Source organism: Flammeovirgaceae bacterium SG7u.111, assembly GCA_034044135.1.
Taxonomy (GTDB): domain Bacteria; phylum Bacteroidota; class Bacteroidia; order Cytophagales; family Flammeovirgaceae.
On record CP139021.1, the window covers coordinates 6,746,912 to 6,765,613 of the forward strand.

At 40.7% G+C, this 18,702-nt stretch carries 13 protein-coding genes; 12 read left to right on the forward strand and 1 reads right to left on the reverse strand.

What is annotated here, in order from left to right:
* Positions 1-73: 73 nt before the first annotated feature.
* The 11 genes from R9C00_26005 (at position 74) to R9C00_26055 (ending at position 15,832) form a co-directional block, all read left to right on the forward strand.
* Complete coding sequence (locus tag R9C00_26005; GenBank protein WPO35153.1) at positions 74-919, forward strand: hypothetical protein; 846 nt, start codon at positions 74-76, stop codon at positions 917-919.
* Between the two features lie 39 nt (positions 920-958).
* Positions 959-3,322 (forward strand): glycoside hydrolase family 127 protein, encoded by a 2,364-nt coding sequence (locus R9C00_26010; GenBank protein WPO35154.1) that lies wholly within the window; start codon positions 959-961, stop codon positions 3,320-3,322.
* Between the two features lie 127 nt (positions 3,323-3,449).
* Positions 3,450-5,597, forward strand: a complete 2,148-nt coding sequence (locus R9C00_26015; protein WPO35155.1) for a glycoside hydrolase family 97 protein — start codon at positions 3,450-3,452, stop codon at positions 5,595-5,597.
* A 791-nt stretch (positions 5,598-6,388) separates the two neighbouring features.
* Positions 6,389-8,965: a carboxypeptidase-like regulatory domain-containing protein gene (locus R9C00_26020; GenBank protein WPO35156.1), complete on the forward strand. Its 2,577-nt coding sequence runs from the start codon at positions 6,389-6,391 to the stop codon at positions 8,963-8,965.
* A gap of 34 nt (positions 8,966-8,999) precedes the next feature.
* Positions 9,000-10,121, forward strand: a complete 1,122-nt coding sequence (locus tag R9C00_26025) for a hypothetical protein (protein WPO35157.1) — start codon at positions 9,000-9,002, stop codon at positions 10,119-10,121.
* A 79-nt stretch (positions 10,122-10,200) separates the two neighbouring features.
* Positions 10,201-10,617, forward strand: coding sequence for a hypothetical protein (locus R9C00_26030; protein ID WPO35158.1), 417 nt, complete (start codon positions 10,201-10,203; stop codon positions 10,615-10,617).
* Positions 10,618-10,688: 71 nt separating this feature from the next.
* Positions 10,689-12,647, forward strand: coding sequence for an endonuclease (locus tag R9C00_26035; GenBank protein ID WPO35159.1), 1,959 nt, complete (start codon positions 10,689-10,691; stop codon positions 12,645-12,647).
* Positions 12,648-12,839: 192 nt separating this feature from the next.
* Complete coding sequence (locus R9C00_26040; protein WPO35160.1) at positions 12,840-13,787, forward strand: glycosyltransferase family 2 protein; 948 nt, start codon at positions 12,840-12,842, stop codon at positions 13,785-13,787.
* On the forward strand, positions 13,774-14,250 hold the full coding sequence (locus tag R9C00_26045) for a nucleoside deaminase (protein WPO35161.1): 477 nt from the start codon (positions 13,774-13,776) through the stop codon (positions 14,248-14,250). Before R9C00_26040 ends, R9C00_26045 begins: the two co-directional genes overlap by 14 nt.
* Before the next feature lie 216 nt (positions 14,251-14,466).
* On the forward strand, positions 14,467-15,063 hold the full coding sequence (locus tag R9C00_26050) for a thymidine kinase (protein WPO35162.1): 597 nt from the start codon (positions 14,467-14,469) through the stop codon (positions 15,061-15,063).
* Between the two features lie 118 nt (positions 15,064-15,181).
* Positions 15,182-15,832 (forward strand): 30S ribosomal protein S16, encoded by a 651-nt coding sequence (locus R9C00_26055; protein ID WPO35163.1) that lies wholly within the window; start codon positions 15,182-15,184, stop codon positions 15,830-15,832.
* Positions 15,833-15,961: 129 nt separating this feature from the next.
* Here R9C00_26055 and purH read toward each other — a convergent pair whose 3' ends face one another.
* On the reverse strand, positions 15,962-17,506 hold the full coding sequence (gene purH, locus R9C00_26060; protein ID WPO38796.1) for a bifunctional phosphoribosylaminoimidazolecarboxamide formyltransferase/IMP cyclohydrolase: 1,545 nt from the start codon (positions 17,504-17,506) through the stop codon (positions 15,962-15,964).
* A gap of 309 nt (positions 17,507-17,815) precedes the next feature.
* On the opposite strand from purH, the gene R9C00_26065 reads away from it, so the two are divergent.
* Entirely contained in the window at positions 17,816-18,700 is an 885-nt protein-coding gene (locus tag R9C00_26065) for a hypothetical protein (GenBank protein WPO35164.1), read from the forward strand.
* The last annotated feature ends 2 nt before the right edge of the window (positions 18,701-18,702 follow it).

Genomic DNA, 18,702 nt, shown 5'->3' on the forward strand with positions numbered 1-18,702 from the left:
AGAAGTTGCGAAATGAATACATAAAAAAGTGCGCTGATTTAGTTACACAATTATTCACAACGAACCAACAAAAATGAAAAAAACAACATTCTTTCCGCTTGCTATCGCAGCTTGTATGGTCATGAGTGCTTTTTCTTGGATAAGCACCCAGAATGCTACTAGCCAAGGAAAACAGCTTCAAGAGGAATACAAAATCATTTCCCCACCCAAAAAACTGGGGCTTGACCCTTTTTATAAGAAATATGTGAACGTAAATGGCATCCATATCATTTCTTCACACAAAGTACCAGACGAAGCTGTTTTTGCAGCCTGCCGCACGGTCAATTTTATGACGGGCATGCTTCCTAAAAACGTATTGCACGAAATGGTGAAGCGCGATACAAAAGTGGGAATCATGGCGCGCTACGAAGGCACCACCGACATTCCCGAACACAAACACTTGGAAAGCGATACCACCCTGAACTGGGACCTGCGTGCAAGAGGCTTGGGAGGAACTTTGGAAGACCCATTAACCACTTGTGCCGAGGAAAACCTACTTTGCTACCAAATAGATAAATACCACGCGGAGGACATCCTTATCCATGAATTTTCCCATACCATCCACGGAGTGGGAATCCTATCAGTAGAGCCAGATTTCAACGAGACGCTGCAAAAAGCAATGGATGCAGCCTTGGCAGCGGGCAAATATCAAAATGTATATGCCGCCACCGATATCCATGAATATTGGGCAGAAGGGGTTCAAGATTGGTTTGGGGTAAATGCGGAAGTACCTGAGCCAGACGGCAAGCACAACTATGTGAACACTAGGGAAGAACTAAAAAAATACGATCCCACGCTCTATGAAATCATCGGAAGGTTTTTCCCCGAAACAGACGAAGTCGCTTCTTGCCATGCCAAGGAAAACCTTTACACAGAATAAACATTGCTATAAAGCTTAAGTCATAGATTATAAAACCAAATGAAAATCATACAACGAATCATCATTTTTGGGCTTTCCACTTTTTTATTGGCCAACTGCCAAACGAAAAAAGAAGAGGTTTTTATAAAAACAGAAGGACCAGAAGTAGTCAATTTTAAAGTACTTCCTTTTGAACTTCCAGATGTAAAACTGCTGGACGGTCCTTTTAAACACGCTACGGAACTCAACAAGCAATACCTCCTAAACTATGAGCCTGACCGCTTGATGGCAAGGTTCAGGGACGAGGCTGACTTAGAACCAAAAGCGGAGCAATACGGCGGCTGGGAAGGAGAAACACTTGCTGGCCACACACTTGGACATTATTTGAGCGCTTGCGCCTTGATGTACCAAACTTCTGGCGAAAAGGTCTTTTTGGACAGGGTAAACCACATAGTAGCAGAGCTAGATACCTGCCAACAAGCTGATAAGGATGGATACATGGGTGCATTTCCCGATGGGAAAAAAGTTTTTACCGAAGAAATAGCCAAAGGGGAAATTCGCTCCCAAGGCTTCGACCTCAACGGACTTTGGGCACCAATTTATACCATGCACAAGGTGATGGCTGGCTTGAGAGATGCGTACCACTTGTGTGGAAACGAAAAAGCCCTCGTGATTGAAAGCAAATTTACCAACTGGCTGGGCACTATCGTAAAAGACCTCAATGAGGAGCAAATCCAAAATATGCTGAATTGCGAGCATGGGGGCGTAAATGAAACCTTGGCAGACCTTTATGCCGATACAGGCGAGAAAAAATACCTCGACCTTGCCAATGTGTTCTACCACAAAAGTATTCTTGATCCTTTGGCTGAAGAAAAGGACATTTTACCCGGAAAACATGGAAACACGCAGATTCCAAAACTGATTGGCTTGGCACGAACTTATGAGCTTACGGGCAATGCCAAGGATAAAAATGCAGCTGATTTCTTCTGGGAGACAGTGGTAAAACACCACTCTTACGTAACAGGCGGGCATGGAAACCACGAGTATTTTGGCCCTGCCGATACCTTGAGAAACCGCCTGAGCGATGGAACTACCGAAACCTGCAATGTGTATAATATGCTCAAACTTTCCCGCCATTTGTTTGAGTGGGAAGCTTCTGCCGAAGTGGCCGACTACTATGAAAGAGCATTGTTCAACCAAATTCTTTCCTCCCAACACCCTCGTGACGGAAGGGTTATTTACAACATGTCCTTGGAAATGGGCGGGTACAAAGTGTACCAAGACCCTGAATGGTTCACTTGCTGCATAGGCACAGGTATGGAAAACCATAGCAAATACGCGGCAAACATTTATTACCACAACCATGAAGAACTTTACGTTTCCCAATTCATCGCTTCGGAACTAAACTGGGCGAAAAAAGGGGTGAAAGTGACCCAAGAGACTACTTACCCAGAAGGAAAAGACATCACCTTGAACTTTGAGGTGGAAAAACCGGTGTATTTCACCTTAAAAATAAGACAGCCTTATTGGTTGGTGACCGAGGATTTGAAAGTAATGGTAAATGGAGAGGAATTTACGGCGACTAAAACTGCTGGAAGTTTTTATGCCATCAAAAAAACTTGGAAAACAGGCGACAAAGTGGAAATTTCCATGCCTTTCAGGCTAAGGTTGGAAACCATGCCCGACGATTCGGACAGGGTGGCGGTGATGTACGGTCCGCTGGTTTTGGCTGGCGACTTGGGGGAAATAGAAGACCCGAAAGCACATGACCTCGATTTTGTTCCCGTCATCATGACCGAGGACAGAAACCCCGAAAATTGGCTAAAACCCGTTGAAGGCAAGCCCAATACTTTTGTGAGCACGCAAGTTGGAAACCCAAGGGACGTGACTTTCAAACCATTTTATAAAACCTCTGGACGCAGGTATTCTGTTTATTTCGACCTTTTCACACAAGAAAAATGGGCGAAATACCAAGCCGATTACCAAGCTGAGCTGGAAAGAAAGAAAAAGCTAGAGGAAATGACCTTCGACTTCTTCCAACCGGGCGAAATGCAGCCAGAACGCGACCATAATTTCCAAGGCGACAGCACAGAAGTGATCGAGTTTGACGGAAGGAAAGCCCGCCATGCCAACAGGAGCGGTTGGTTCTCATTCGACATGACGACCATGAAAGGACAGCCAATGGCTTTGGTGATAGAATATTGGGGCGGATTCACAGGCTCCAAAACGTTTGACATCCTTGTAGATGGGCAAAAAATAGTGACGGAAAATATTTCAGGCAAAAAAGACGGCTCTTACATAGATGTACAATATGACATTCCAGACGACCTGACCGTGAGCAAAGATAAGATAACTATCCGCTTCCAACCTCACGAAGGGCATAGAGCAGGACCGATCTTCGCCGCAAGAATGATCAAAAGATAACTTAGTTTTTTTAATTCACCTATTGGAAAAGGATAGAGGCTTCGTCTCTATCCTTTTTTTATGTATTCTATTTCTATAGTAAATGATTGCTTACTTTTGCGCAAAACCAATAAAAAGCAATTCGAATATGAAAAACACTGTATATCTCCTCCTATTTTTCCTATCCCTATATGTCAATATGAGTTTTGCCCAGCGGTTGTCCTCTCCTGATGGAAACCTGAAAATGGAATTCTCTTTACAAGATGATGGCTCGCCAGTCTATAGTTTGACTTACAAGGACAAAAAGGTGATTAAGCCAAGTACACTTGGTCTGGCATTGAAAGACGAAGAGGATCTTTTAACCAATTTCACGATTGAAAGCTCAGAAGAGTCTTCTTTTGATGAAACCTGGAAGCCAGTTTGGGGTGAAGAAAGTGAAATAAGAAACCATTATAACGAGCTAGAGATCAACCTCAGCCAAAAGGGGACAAACCGAAAACTAGTTTTGCGGTTCAGATTATTTGACAGCGGGCTTGGGTTCAGGTACGAATTTCCCCAACAAAAAGCGCTGGGGCATTTCGTAATAGAAGATGAAAAAACGCAGTTTGCCCTCACAGGTGACCATACCGCCTTGTGGATTCCTGGCGATTACGATACGCAAGAGTACGATTATACCGAATCGAAACTGTCGGAAATTAGAGGGCTGATGAGCAAGTCGGTAACTGAAAACTTATCCCAAACCTCCTTTTCCCCAACTGCTGTTCAAACTTCGCTGATGCTGAAAACTTCCGAAGGTTTATACATCAACCTGCATGAAGCGGCACTGATCGATTATCCAGTAATGCATTTGGACTTGGACGACAAAAACATGGTGTTTGAAGCTTGGCTTACACCCGATGTAAATGGCGACAGGGCGTTTATGATTGCCCCTTCCCAAACTCCTTGGCGCACCATCATCGTGAGCGACGATGCCCGCAATATTTTAGCATCCCGAATTACCTACAATTTGAATGAGCCTTCCAAAATTGAAGACACCTCGTGGATAAAGCCGACAAAGTATGTTGGTGTTTGGTGGGAGATGATCACAGGGAAAAGTACTTGGGCATATACCGATGAACTCAATGCTGTTTTGTTGGGTGAAACCGATTTTAGTAAAGTAAAACCAAATGGACGACATGGAGCAAATACGGCACATGTGAAAGAATACATCGATTTTGCGGCAGAACATGGTTTTGATGGCGTATTGGTAGAAGGTTGGAACGTGGGCTGGGAAGACTGGTTTGGGCATTCCAAAGATTATGTTTTCGACTTCGTAACTCCCTACCCCGATTTTGATGTGGTGGGAATTCAGAAATACGCACAAAGCAAAGGAGTGGAAATGATTATGCACCACGAAACTTCTTCTTCAGTTCGCAACTACGAGCGCCATTTGGATACAGCCTATACATTTATGAAAGAGCATGGGTACAATGCCGTAAAAAGTGGATATGTGGGAGATATTCTTCCAAGAGGGGAAAATCATTACAGCCAATGGATGGTCAACCATTACCAATATGCCCTTGAAAAAGCAGCTGATTATGAGGTGATGGTCAATGCTCACGAAGCTGTCCGTCCAACGGGTATTGGCAGAACGTATCCGAACCTGATCGGAAACGAATCGGCAAGAGGAACCGAGTACCAAGCTTTTGGCGGATCGAAGGCAAACCATGTAACCGTACTCCCCTTCACCCGATTGATAGGTGGTCCGATGGACTACACACCAGGCATTTTCGAAATGAATATCAGCAAATTAAACCCCGAAAATACTTCCCATGTAAATAGCACCATCGCTAACCAATTGGCTTTGTACGTGACTATGTACAGTCCCTTGCAAATGGCTGCCGACCTTCCTGAAAACTACAACCGCTTTTTGGATGCATTCCAGTTTATAAAAGATGTGGCTATTGAGTGGGACGAAAGCAAGTATTTGGAAGCCGAACCTGGTTATTACCTCACCATTGCCCGTAAAGAAAAAGGCAGCAACAATTGGTTTGTAGGGAATGTGAACGGCTTCGAAGCAAGAGTTTCAAATATTTCTTTTGATTTCCTTGAAGAAGGCAAAACGTATATTGCCACGGTATATTCGGATGCCACAGGTGCTCATTTCAAAACCAATCCTCAGGCTTATGAGATAAGAAAAGGGATTGTAACCAAAAAGAGCAAACTCAATCAAATTTCTGCTCCAGGCGGTGGATACGCCATCAGCATAGTAGAAGCCACAAAAGCCAATACCAAAGGCTTGAAAAAATTGAAATAAGAGCATTTTAAAAAGCAAAAAGGGTAGAGCTGGGAATAAATTTCCCAGCTCTACCCTTTTTATACAAATCTCTGAAACCTTACTGAAACCCAAATTTCTTTAGCCCTCCACGGCTGATCTTTATGGCTTCAGGCAGGTCTATTACTAAGATAAGGGAAATTTGGGAAGAAAGACTTGGCAAAATTGCTTCTAAAAAATTGCCTAGGAGGCGACATGAGCAAATCGGGCAACTTAAATAAGTTATTTTTATTGTTAAATAAAGTGAAATAAATCAAAATGATTTAACTTCGAGCCGAAATTGAAAATGAGAATTTTACTCCACACATCCACCTTAGTGTTTTTTGTTGTTACCAGCTAGACCAACAACTAAATCTTACAATCCTATTGATAGCACTTTCACGACTTACAAAATACCAATCAAACTACCTTCAATAACAAGATACAACCACGTTAATTAAAATTTACTTTTAATGACATTATTTGAAGTTACTTTTCAAGTTCGCCTGAGGCTGTCACATGCCTTTATAAAGCGGTACAAACAGTTCGTCGTACAAGGTTCATATCTTATTGGTTTGATTAAATCGAACTTTGAAAAACCTCCTATCATTCAGGAAAAAACCTCGTTTGCAGCTCTTATTCTACCTTTTGTTTTTAATTAACACCTAGTTATCAATTAATTAATTACTTAAGTATACTCTTAAGACTTAGAAAGATTCTTTTTGCAGAAACTAAAATATTCAGTTTTCTGAATACACTAAATTAAGCTTTGTTAATAATTACAATAACTATTTATGATGAGACAAAAACTAATATTCACAGTATTGAGTTTGCTGTTTGCGGCACAAGTTTTCTCGCAAACTGAGACAGTAGTTAAAGGCGTAGTAGAAGATGACGCTGGAGAACCTGTAATTGGAGCAAACGTGGTGTTGGAAGGCACTACGGTCGGTACCATCACAGATATTGATGGTAAGTTTAGTTTGAAGTTAACTGAAGGTGGCAAGCAAACATTGACCATTTCATTTATAGGTTTCAAGTCGGTATCTATTCCTTTGGACCTAAAAGGTGGTACGTTCGAGACAGGTACTCTTTCTTTGGAATCTGAGGCTATCGGACTTGCAGAAGTACAAGTTTTAGCTTCGGTTGCAGTTGATAGGAAAACCCCGGTTGCCGTTGCGCAAATCAACTCTGTGATGATTGCAGAGCAAGCTAGTAACCAAGAATTTCCTGAACTACTAAAATCTACGCCAGGTGTATATACAACTAAACAAGGTGGTGGATATGGTGATTCAAGAATAACAGTAAGAGGGTTTAATGACCAAAACGTAGCTGTAATGATCAACGGTATTCCTGTGAATGACATGGAAAACGGAAGTATTTACTGGTCTAACTGGGCAGGCTTAACTGATGTGACCGAATCTATGCAAGTGCAAAGAGGATTGGGAGCTGCAAAAGTAGCCGTTCCATCTATTGGCGGTACTATTAACATCCTTACCAAAACTACAGGAGCAAAAAAAGGTGGTAATATTTTTTACGGCACAGGTAACGACGGTTATGAAAAATTAGGTCTTACTTTATCTACAGGATTGATGGAGAACGGATGGGCTGTCTCTGTTTCCGGTTCTAAAGTAGAAGGTAACGGATATGTAGAAGGTACAGGTTTTGAAGGTTACAACTACTTTTTCAATGTAACTAAGCAAATCAATAAGTCACACATCTTGTCTTTAACAGGCTTTGGTGCTCCACAAAAACACGGTCAAAGAGTGAGAGCACAAACCATAGAAGATTATAGAAACGCCCCTCAAGGAATAAAATGGAATGAGACTTGGGGTTATAAAAATGGTCAAGAAACTTATTACGAAGACAACTTCTACCATAAACCTCAATTCTCTTTGAACCACTACTGGACTATCAACAGCAAGTCTGAATTATCAACTGCTCTTTATATGTCATTTGGCACTGGTGGTGGGGGTGGTACCTACGGTGATTGGTCGCCTGCATATGAAGCAAGATCTAAATATGAGCCCTTGGATCTTGATGTATTGGTAGACGTCAACAAAGACCCACAATACCTAGGAAATTCACAAGCATTTATGAGGGCTTCAAGAAATGACCACAAGTGGTTTGGTGCATTATCAACTTATACCAACCAGATCACAAGTAATTTCAACCTATTAGCGGGAATTGACTTGAGGCATTATGTAGGTTCTCACTTCTATGAAGTTACAGATCTACTTGGAGGCGAGTATGTGTTGGACAACTCAGATATCAACAATCCAAATAGATTGTTGAATGTTGGTGATAAATTCAACTACAACAATGATGGCGTTGTAAACTGGACAGGAGTTTTCCTTCAAGGAGAATATAGTCAAGGTAAATTGGATGCATTTGCAACAGTCTCTCTTTCAAATACTGGATACAAAAGGATTGACTATTTCAACTATTTAGATTCTGATCCATTGCAAGAAACTGACTTTGCAAACTTCTTCGGGTACCAAGTGAAAGGTGGAGCTAACTACAATTTAACTCAAAACCATAACATTTTTGTAAATGTTGGCTTTTTTGAAAAAGCACCTGACTTTGACGGCGTGTACTTGAACAATGACCAATTTGTGAATGACGCAGTAGAAAACCAAAAAATCTTGTCGTACGAACTTGGATATGGTTATAGAAGCGAGGTATTTAACGCTAACGTCAACCTTTACCGTACTTCTTGGTTAGACCGTACATTAACCGAATCATTCTCGCCAACTGAAAACGATCCTGATACTCCTGAAGACGAAAGAGACTTGATCTATAATGCAAGTTTACTTGGAGTAGATGCCTTACACCAAGGTTTGGAAATTGACTTTGTCTACAAGCCTGTTGAAAAACTTACAATTAATGGTATGGTTTCTCTTGGAGACTGGAAATGGTCAAATGATGTAGATGGACAGTATATTTTAGATGAGAACCAAGATACAGTTGGTGTGTTTGATAAACTATACATCGGCGGCTTGAAAGTAGGTGACGTTGCACAACACACCTATGCACTAGGTGCATCTTACGAGCCATTTAAAGGGCTTAAGCTTAATGTGAAAGGTAATTACTTTGACAAACTATTTGCAGAATATGATCCTATCAACCGAACTACAGCTCCTGAGGGTGGAGTGACTCAGCAACCTCTTGAGCTCCCAAGCTATATGACAATAGATGCTTTTGCTAGATTCGATTTCCCATTGGGCAATATAAATGCCACTTTACTGGGGAATGTAAATAACCTTCTCGATACAGAATACATAGCAGAGGGAACGGATAGTTCAATTGATAGAACTCAAGTGTATTACGGTTTCGGAAGGACATATACCATTTCCTTGAAATTGAAATTTTAATTGAATAAAGTGACTATTTATTTAAAGAGAAAAGATGAAAAATACATATAAAATATTGTTAGCATTCACACTGCTTTCATTGTTTGCTTGTGATCCCCTCAAAGACACATATGATGAACTCGATCAGGCTAATACTGGTCTTGTAAAGGATATTACTTATACCTTGACAGAAGATGACTATGAGCTAGTTGATAAATCTTACGGTAACTTCAACAATGAGGAGGAAGCAAAAGAGCTGACCCCAAAAATTCTAGCAGAAACTTTTGCTTATTTTGGAGCAGGTTCAACAGCGTTGATTACTTATGACATTTACAACGGAAGCTCACCTTACCTATCTGGTGATGCTGAAGAAGTAACTGTATCTGAAGATGAGTACCTTAGCTTAGGCTACACTTATAAAAACTTCGATGATTTGGAAGCTGATCTGCCTAAATACGCTGCCTTCAAATTCCCAGATGCAAGTACTGGCACCTACGCTGACGTTACGCACGATTACTACAATGGCTCTTATACTGAAAGAGACGTAGTAAGCAGGGTAGTTAAAACTGCTGCATACGGATGGAAATACACTTACGAACTAGATAGTGATTTGTATAAAGATTTCTTTGAAGAACCATTCAGCAATTTTAGCAATACGGATGAGGCAGAGGAAAAAATCCCTGTTTATCTCCCTACTTGGTTCAAATTTGCTGAAGCAGGTGATGATGTATTGGTTCAGTACATTTATTATGACGGTGGAGTAATTGAAGATTTGGCACATTACACTTTTGACGGAAGCAACTGGGTATTATACGGAGATGCTTTCCAAGTAACAAGTAGCCAGTTAAGCTTTGGCTTTAACGGAAGTGAGTGGATTCCTGACAATACTATCAAAGTTAAACTTGAATATCCTGATTACCAAGCTATTGGAACTGCTACTGCAGCTTCTAACCCTGCAGGTTCGGCAAGTATACTGTCTTACAGTAACTTTGATATTTCTCTGTGGAGCAGCTCAGAAATTTTTGACGCAATTACTGCTCATTTAGAAGATATTTATCCAGACACAGAAGAAGGTCAAAAGTACTTGGTTACCTACGATACATGGGAACCAGGAAATGGCGTAGCTACTTTGTATGTGATATACAATGGAACAGAATATATTCTATTTGAAGAATAGTAAGTTTATTATATAATCAAAACCCCTAGTATAGTTAAATATGCTGGGGGTTTTTCGTTTAAAACAAAGTACTAAATCAATGCAAAAACTACCGTTTCTTACCCTAGTGTTAACATTTTTTTGTTACCAAGTAAATGCACAATTCATTCCTAAAAAAGGGAGTTTTCCCAAAGCAGAAGACTCATATTACTATCAAAAGAAAATTGAAAATAGTTTTCATGATGATTCAGAGACTCTTTACGAGTTGATAGACTGTATTAGAGTACAAATCCGTACAGTCAGGCAAAAGTTCAGTAACATACAATTGAGCCCTGATTATAGTATTCCAATATTTCTCGATGATTTATTTATTCTAAACATAGACAGTTTGAAATCGGTCTCACTAGACGAGATAGAATCAATTACAATAGATTATAATTCAAGACGAGTGGGAATTGGGTCACAATCCATTTTTGGTGTAGTGGAGATCGAAACGTACAAAAAGAAGGAGGATTGATAAAAAAGTTTTTTTACCATCAACTAGGAAATTAAAGACTTGAAACGATACATTTATATTTTTCAAAGCTTATGATACAATTAAGAATACTAACAACATTATTTTTTTTAGCATCATTTTACGGCTCATTTGCCCAAATCCCAGCTAACTACTACGATGGCACTGAAGGGCTAACGGGGGATGCTCTAAAACTCAAACTTCACAGCATCATTCGTGACCATAAGGTTTTCACTTATTCGGAGGTGAAAGATGCTATAAGAAACCTTGATGAAGACCCCAACAATTCTGACAATATCATTTTATTCTATAAAGGAACTTCTATCCATAAACAGAGCTTTGCAACTAACAACGAGCCTGATTTTTGGAACAGGGAGCATACCTGGCCCAAATCCCACGGTTTTGCCGAAGAGTCAGACACTGCCTACACAGATTTCCACAACCTTACCCCATCCGACGCAACCGTAAACAGTTCAAAAAGCAACAAGGATTTTAACGATGTTCCCAATACTTCGGAATATGCAGAAGGCGAAGCAGAAGACACCTATACCGATGAAGACTTTTGGGACCCAAGAGATGACAAAAAAGGCGACGTAGCTCGTATTCTTTTTTATATGGCTACAAGGTACGAAGGCAGTGCAAGAGACCTTGAGCTGGTAAATCGTATCAGCCATAGTGGTGATCCTGAAATAGGCGTATTGTTTACCATGCTCCAATGGCATAAACAAGATCCGGTGAGCGATGAAGAAAAAGCTAGAAACGAAGGCATATATGGATACCAAGGAAACAGAAATCCTTTTGTAGACCACCCTGAGTGGGTTGCAGAAATATGGGGAGGGACTACATCTCCATTGAGTATTTTAAACACAGCGTCTTTCAACCAAGATTTTGGAACGGTAGCAGCAGGGTCTTCTTTAGAGCAGGTCTACAAATTGAATGCGTACCAACTAGAAGACGATATCACTGTCAGCGTAGATGCTCCTTTTGCCCTTTCTACAGACAACAGCAATTGGGCAAATACCATCAACTTAGTTCACTCGGAAAATGATAGCTCTGAAGTTTTTGATATCTACATAAGGTTTGCCCCTACAGAGGTCAATGGTGAAAGTTATACTGCTGAAGTTTTGCATAGCTCCATTAATATGGGAACAGTCAGCTTATCTGTAACGGGAACAGAAGGAACGCAAACGTTGATGACCATCGAAGAAGCTCGGCAAAAGGGCGATGGAGAAGCGGTGTATGTATCAGGTGTAGTGATAGATGCGGGAAATAACAGCTCGGATAATAGAGTGATTTATGATGGAACAGCAGGTATTGTAGTTAGAAGTTTCGATAATGGAAATGAATCAGCCAACCTTTCATTAGGTGACAGTATTTTGGTAAAAGGACTTTTAGATGATTACAATAACCTTTTAGAAATAGCCCAGTCGCCTATTACTATTGAAATATTGAAACAAAATGCTACACTTCCAGAACCTCAAGAAGTAACCATAAGTGATATTGGTGAAACATTAGAGTCTGAATTGGTCATTATCAAAAATGTAAGTTTTGTGAATACAGGTGGTACATTTGCTGGTGGAGGTTCAGCAGGCAACTTCACCGTGACAGATGGGACAAATAATCTTATCCTCAGAATAGGCTCATCAGAGCACCCACTTGTAGGCTCTGAAATTCCCGAAGGAAAATACGACATCACCGGTTTTGTAGGGCAGTTCTACAATGACTACCAACTTTCCCCAAGAACAGTTGAAGACTTGGTAGAAGTCGAGGACGATGTAACAGGGCTATTCGATGATTATGATCCTCTTTTCACGGTTTACCCCAACCCTACAACGGGTTCTGTTTACTTCGCTGACTTATTGCCAAACGAAAACTATACTTTCACCATCTATAACCTTACGGGCAAGGCATTTGGAAAACTTCAAAAGTTAACCAGCAACAAAATAGATTTGAGCCATTTGCAGAAAGGAATTTATTTTGTGAAGCTGGTAGGAAAAAATACGAACACAAGTATTAAAATTATAAAAGAATAAGGAATCCAAAAGCTCCTATTTGACTCTTTTACTACCCACAAGCAAGATCACAAAAGCTTGTGGGTTTTCTTTTTTTGAAGGACTTTGTACCGAACCTCGAAAAGGATTTAACAGTTTGGCCATGTATCTTTACAAAATACACTCAATTGTGTATAAATTTGACCGAACAAGGAAGAGTAAGAAGTGAAATTTATGCGAGCACCGCAAATCTCTATAGTAGTCCCCCTTTTTAATGAATCTGAAAGTTTCCCTTTCCTCATAGAACGGTTAGGGAAGCTGATGGACAAATGTGAGGACAGCGTGGAAGTGGTGCTGGTAAACGATGGAAGCCACGATAATACGGGAAGCCTCATCAGGCAAGTTGCTCTTTTGGACGAACGCTACCAAGGGGTGCTCTTGGCAAGGCATTATGGGCATCAAATAGCGTTGAGTGCGGGCATAGAAAAAGCGGCCGGCAGCCAAGCAATTATGGTAATAGATGCCGATTTGCAAGACCCTCCCGAAATGCTTTTTCCTTTTTATGAGGAAATAAAAAAAGGAGCGGACGTAGTGTATGGAGTAGGGCAAATCCGAAAAGACGAAGGGTGGTTCAAACGAAATAGCTCTTTCCTTTTTTACAGGGTTCTTCGCACCATCTCTCAAATAAATATCCCTTACGACAGTGCCGATTTTTGCATGATAAGCCGAAGGGTAGCCGATATTTTGAAGAAAATACCTGAAAAGGAAAAATTTATGCGAGGGCTTAGGGCTTGGGTTGGGCTTAATCAAGTTGGGCTACCTTATGTAAGGGAACAGCGGGTAGCAGGCAAAACCAAATACAGCCTAAAAAAAATGGTAAAGCTAGCCATGAATGGCCTGCTCGGTTTTAGCGATTTCCCTGTAAAATTCCTCTCTTTTTTGGGAGCGACTTCTTTAGTAGGTAGTTTTGCCTACTTATTAATAATTTCACTTACCAACATATCTTTCAACACCAACACCTTTCTCCTTCTATTTCTTTCTGGAATCCAATTATTGGCAATGAGCCTGCTGGGTGCGTACTTGTTACGAATTTTCAATCAAGTAAACGGAAGACCAACCTACATAATCGAAGAACATATATTTACAGAGGAAAAACAGTATTCAACAAATGACAAAAGCTGAACATAGCAAATTTTTGAAGGAAGCTATCAACTTAGCGCAGGAAGGAATGAACATAGGCGGAGGTCCTTTTGGCGCAGTGGTGGTAAAAGATGGGAAAATCATAGGGAGAGGGAACAATAAGGTAACGTCCACTCACGACCCTACTGCCCATGCCGAAGTAATGGCGATACGTAATGCCTGCCAAACCTTGGGCGACTTCCAACTTACCGATGCGGTAATTTATACTAGTTGCGAACCTTGCCCCATGTGCTTGGGCGCTATTTATTGGTCGAGGTTGGAAAAAATCTATTACGCTTGCACTCGACAAGATGCCGCAGATTATGGCTTTGACGATGAGTTTATTTATAAAGAGATCAACATCGATCCTAGCAAACGAAGCATTCCTGCCATTCCACTCCCCAAGAGCGAGGCAATTACTATTTTCGAAAACTGGAAACAAAACGAAAACAAAACGCCCTATTAACTGACCGTTTGAACGGCTTCTTTTCACTTTTTTGTACCTCAGTATTTTTTATATACCCAATAAGGCTGACCTATATTGGGCATATTATGTTTACTTTTGCAGCCCTTTAAAATTTAATAAGAAGTGATTGCATAGAATAAGAAAGGCAGCCTATTTTCCTGTAAGGAATTGGCTATCAAAGTAAATCTTGTTTTTTTAAAATAGCACTAGTGCTTTATGTTTATAGAACCACAAATCCATAGTAACCCCGAGCAACCCATTGGCTGGATAGAAGTAGTTTGCGGCTCCATGTTTTCTGGAAAAACCGAAGAATTGATCCGTAGGGTAAGAAGATCCATAATAGCAGGGCAAGATGTCCAGATTTTCAAACCTGCCATAGACACACGCTACGATGAGGTGAACGTGGTTTCACACAACAAAAACAAACTAACCTCTATCCCACTCGAACATTCGGACAAATTACTAGACAGCTGCAACGACCACAGAGTAATTGCTGTAGATGAAGCCCAGTTTTTTGACGAAGGTCTGGTAGAAGCCTGTGTAGAACTTGCCGAAAAAGGCAAAAGGGTAATTATAAGCGGATTGGATATGGATTTTGAAGGAAAGCCATTTGGCCCTATGCCCCAGTTGATGTCTGTGGCAGAATATATTACCAAGCTCCACGCCATATGCATGAAGTGCGGCGGGGTGGCTTCTTATTCTTTCAGAAAAATAAATTCGGGGGAAAAAGTACTTTTGGGAGAGACAGAAACCTACGAGGCAAGATGCAGAAAGTGCTTTGTAGATGGTAGAAAAAAACAAAAAGAAGTTTAAAAGCAGACTTAATCAAGAAAACTTATTCACTCCCAGTTGTTTAATACAAAATATTATTCCTAAATTTGCGCTCATTTTTGATGGACGTGATCCATCCTTTTCATAAACAAATAATTTTATGGCTGTTAAAATCAGACTGGCCCGAAGAGGCCGTAAGAAGCGACCTATCTACAGCATTGTTGTAGCAGATTCGCGTGCGCCACGTGATGGCAGATTTATCGAAAAACTGGGTGTATTCAACCCGAACGTACACAACGCAACTCAAGTCACTTTAAATAATGACAGAGCTTTGTATTGGGTACTTCAAGGTGCGCAACCTTCTGACACTTGTCGTACACTTCTTTCTAAAGAAGGCGTAATGTTCAGAAAACACCTTCAAGTAGGTGTGAACAAAGGTGCGATCACTCAAGAAACAGCAGATCAACGCTACCAAGAGTGGGTTGATAGCAAACTTGCTAAAGATCAAGCTTTCGTAGATGCTCAGGCAAAAGCAAAAGCTGATGAGGAAGCAAAAGTTGCTGCTGAAATCAAGAAAATCAGAGAAGACGAAGCGAAAGCAGAGGAAGAGGCAAAAGCGAAAGCTGTTGCTGAGGCTGCCGCTGCTGCCAAAGCTGAAGAGGAAGCAAAAGCTGCCGCTGAAGCCGAAGCCGAAGCTGCTGCTGCGGAGGCTCCTGCAGAAGAGGAAGCTCCAGCTGAAGAAGCCGCTCCTGAGGCTGCTGCACCTGAAGCTCCTGCTGAGGACGCTGCTGAAGAGAAAAAAGAAGAGTAGTAACTCTTTTCTCTTAAAAAATTTAAGCCCTGCATTTTTACAAATGCAGGGCTTTTTTATTTCTTCAAACCTGGGATGAGAGAAAGAAGCACATTTAAAACATAAACATACTCCTCTCTAAATTCCTTTCTAGTGCTTAAAGTGTCTTTTCCCAGTAAACACCATTGCCATCCCTTTTTCATCACAAAAGTCGATTGACTCTTGATCTCTCATAGATCCACCAGGCTGGATCACTGTCATCACACCAGCTTCAAAAGCCGCTTGTACGCTATCTGAGAATGGGAAGAAGGCATCAGAAGCCATTACAGACTTACTCAAATCAAAGCCAAAGTTCTTCGCTTTGTGTACCGCTTGTTGCAAAGCATCAATTCTTGAGGTTTGTCCTACTCCACTTGCAAACAGCTGACCTTTGTCGGCAAATACGATGGCGTTTGATTTTGTATGCTTCACCAATTTGTTGGCAAATACCATTGCATCAATTTCATCTTGCGAAGGCTGACGCTTGGTCGCTACGGTGAAGTCTTCTGCTTTTTCGGTGCTCATGTCCTTGTCTTGGCCAATGAACCCGTTGAGCAAAGTCCTGTACAACACGGTAGGCTGCTCAGTTTCCTTTCTTACCAACAAAATCCTGTTTTTCTTTCCTTTAAGAACTGCCAACGCATCCTCATCAAAAGTTGGAGCGATCAACACTTCAAAGAATAACTTGTGCAGTTCTTCTGCAACAGCAAGATCAACGTTCGCATTAGTGATCAATACGCCACCAAATGCAGAAACCGGGTCGGCTTGCAACGCTCTTTGGTAGGCTTCCAAGGTAGTTGCTCCTGTAGCCATTCCGCAGGCATTGTTGTGCTTCAAGATGGCAAAAGCAGTTCCTTCCGCTGCTGGAAATTCATCGATCAAACCAACTGCTGCATCTATGTCTATTAGGTTGTTGTAAGAAAGTGCTTTTCCATTTAGTTGGTCAAACATTTTTTCCAAGTCGCCATAGAAAACACCTTTTTGGTGGGGATTTTCGCCATAGCGCAACACCGCTGCATTTCTTTCGCTCACTTTCAGGCTTAAGCTTTGCTTCTCCACTTCTAACTCGCTGTTCATGTACGAGAAAATTGCGCTGTCGTAGTGAGAACTGATATCAAATGCTTGGGCAGCAAACCATTTCCTGTCATCGAGTTCGGTTGAGCCATTTTTAGCTTCCAGTACTTCTTGCAAAGGAGCGTACTGCTCACGGGAAGAAACGATTACCACATCTTTGTAATTCTTAGCCGCAGCTCTGATAAGGGAAATACCACCAATATCTATTTTCTCGATGATATCTTGATGTGCCGCACCTGATGCTACTGTTTCTTCAAAAGGATAAAGATCCACTATAACAAGGTCAAAATTTGGTATTTCAAACTCCTGAACCTGCTCTTGGTCTTTTTCAAAATCTCTTCTCGACAATATCCCCCCAAATACTTTTGGATGAAGCGTTTTTACCCTTCCTCCCAATATTGATGGATAACCCGTTACATCTTCCACGGCAATAACTGGAATACCAAGATCTTCAACAAATTTTTGCGTGCCACCTGTTGAATAAATCTTCACACCATTTTGATGAAGAAGCTTCACAATTGGCTCTAAACCAGTTTTGTAAAATACGGAAATAAGGGCTGACTCTATTTTTTTCATGTCAATAGATTTGAAGGGGAACTAATAAATAATTATAGTTTGGAAAAATAAACTGCAAAATTAAACATGTCCAGCTTTATTTCCTATTTCTTCTCCATTGATTCAAAGAGTTTATCAAGTCTAAGCATTACTTCGTCTTCAGTTCGGAATCATTCACATTAAATAAGTGCTGTTCAGTCGATAAGCAGGATTTTGGGAACAATATTTCAGGATGAGGTTAGTTATTTTAACAGTAAAAACACCGCAGAAAGCAGTAATTTTTCAAAGATTGAAAATAAAAGGGTATCTATTCAGAAATAGTATAATTACTAACTAATGACTCTCAGACAATTCTACATCTTGTTTTTCTTCTTATTGGTCTTTAGCAATGACAGCTATGAACTCAAATACTTTAAGTATGTGATCAATGATGATTTGATACATCATATAGAAGAAAGTGCACCAGATGAGATTTTTCTACAACATCAGGATAGTCTGAATGCCTATTTTGGCAACTTGGAAATTACCCTTCTCCAAAAACACAAAGAAAATCACGACAACATCCAAACCCCAGAAGACTTCCAGCAATTTTTCAGAAATGCGATTACCCTTCGCTCTAGCATGCACCAAAAATTACAAAGAAGAGCCGAATACTTTAAAGTAGAAAAAGGTGTAACAGAGTTGCCAGATGCTTCTTGGTTCAACGAAGTAGCTGTGGGAATGGAAGTAAAGCTTGTGAACAAGCTCAACTATAGGGTAATCTTTGATTACAATGACTTCATGGAAAAAGCTCGAAACACTGAGGGGAAAGCAGATGATGAATACATGATACTAATGATGGACAGCTTTGATCCTGAAACCAACTTCCCTGCATGGCTTAAAATGACACCTGATGGAAAAGTTTGCAGCGTATTAGGAAGTGGCGTTCACACAGAACTTCTTTTGCAAATGAACAAAGCCTTGGCTGAAGGGGATATTTTCTACCAAGAGGTAAATAAGGTTAAGAAACAAATAATCAATGACATTGTCTTTTCTACCGCTTATTACAAAGACTACAAAAAAGCATTGAGCGAAATGGAAAGGATTAAAAACGAAGTAGAACTAGATGAAAATGACACCGAGCTTATCTTAACTCGCCTGAACAACTTCAAACAACCTAACTTCAAAAAAGACGTTACTTTTTCCCTTGAAAGAAGCCAACCAGTTGCCCAAGTTCGCTAGTA

What these genes read in the sequence shown, in the direction of transcription:
- R9C00_26055 (WPO35163.1), top strand. Translation starts at nt 15,182, where the DNA reads ATGGCTGTTAAAATCAGACTGGCCCGAAGAGGCCGTAAGAAGCGACCT.
- R9C00_26030 (WPO35158.1), top strand. Translation starts at nt 10,201, where the DNA reads ATGCAAAAACTACCGTTTCTTACCCTAGTGTTAACATTTTTTTGTTAC.
- R9C00_26010 (WPO35154.1), top strand. Translation starts at nt 959, where the DNA reads ATGAAAATCATACAACGAATCATCATTTTTGGGCTTTCCACTTTTTTA.
- R9C00_26035 (WPO35159.1), top strand. Translation starts at nt 10,689, where the DNA reads ATGATACAATTAAGAATACTAACAACATTATTTTTTTTAGCATCATTT.
- R9C00_26005 (WPO35153.1), top strand. Translation starts at nt 74, where the DNA reads ATGAAAAAAACAACATTCTTTCCGCTTGCTATCGCAGCTTGTATGGTC.
- R9C00_26050 (WPO35162.1), top strand. Translation starts at nt 14,467, where the DNA reads ATGTTTATAGAACCACAAATCCATAGTAACCCCGAGCAACCCATTGGC.
- R9C00_26040 (WPO35160.1), top strand. Translation starts at nt 12,840, where the DNA reads ATGCGAGCACCGCAAATCTCTATAGTAGTCCCCCTTTTTAATGAATCT.
- R9C00_26015 (WPO35155.1), top strand. Translation starts at nt 3,450, where the DNA reads ATGAAAAACACTGTATATCTCCTCCTATTTTTCCTATCCCTATATGTC.
- R9C00_26025 (WPO35157.1), top strand. Translation starts at nt 9,000, where the DNA reads ATGAAAAATACATATAAAATATTGTTAGCATTCACACTGCTTTCATTG.
- R9C00_26020 (WPO35156.1), top strand. Translation starts at nt 6,389, where the DNA reads ATGATGAGACAAAAACTAATATTCACAGTATTGAGTTTGCTGTTTGCG.
- R9C00_26065 (WPO35164.1), top strand. Translation starts at nt 17,816, where the DNA reads ATGACTCTCAGACAATTCTACATCTTGTTTTTCTTCTTATTGGTCTTT.
- R9C00_26045 (WPO35161.1), top strand. Translation starts at nt 13,774, where the DNA reads ATGACAAAAGCTGAACATAGCAAATTTTTGAAGGAAGCTATCAACTTA.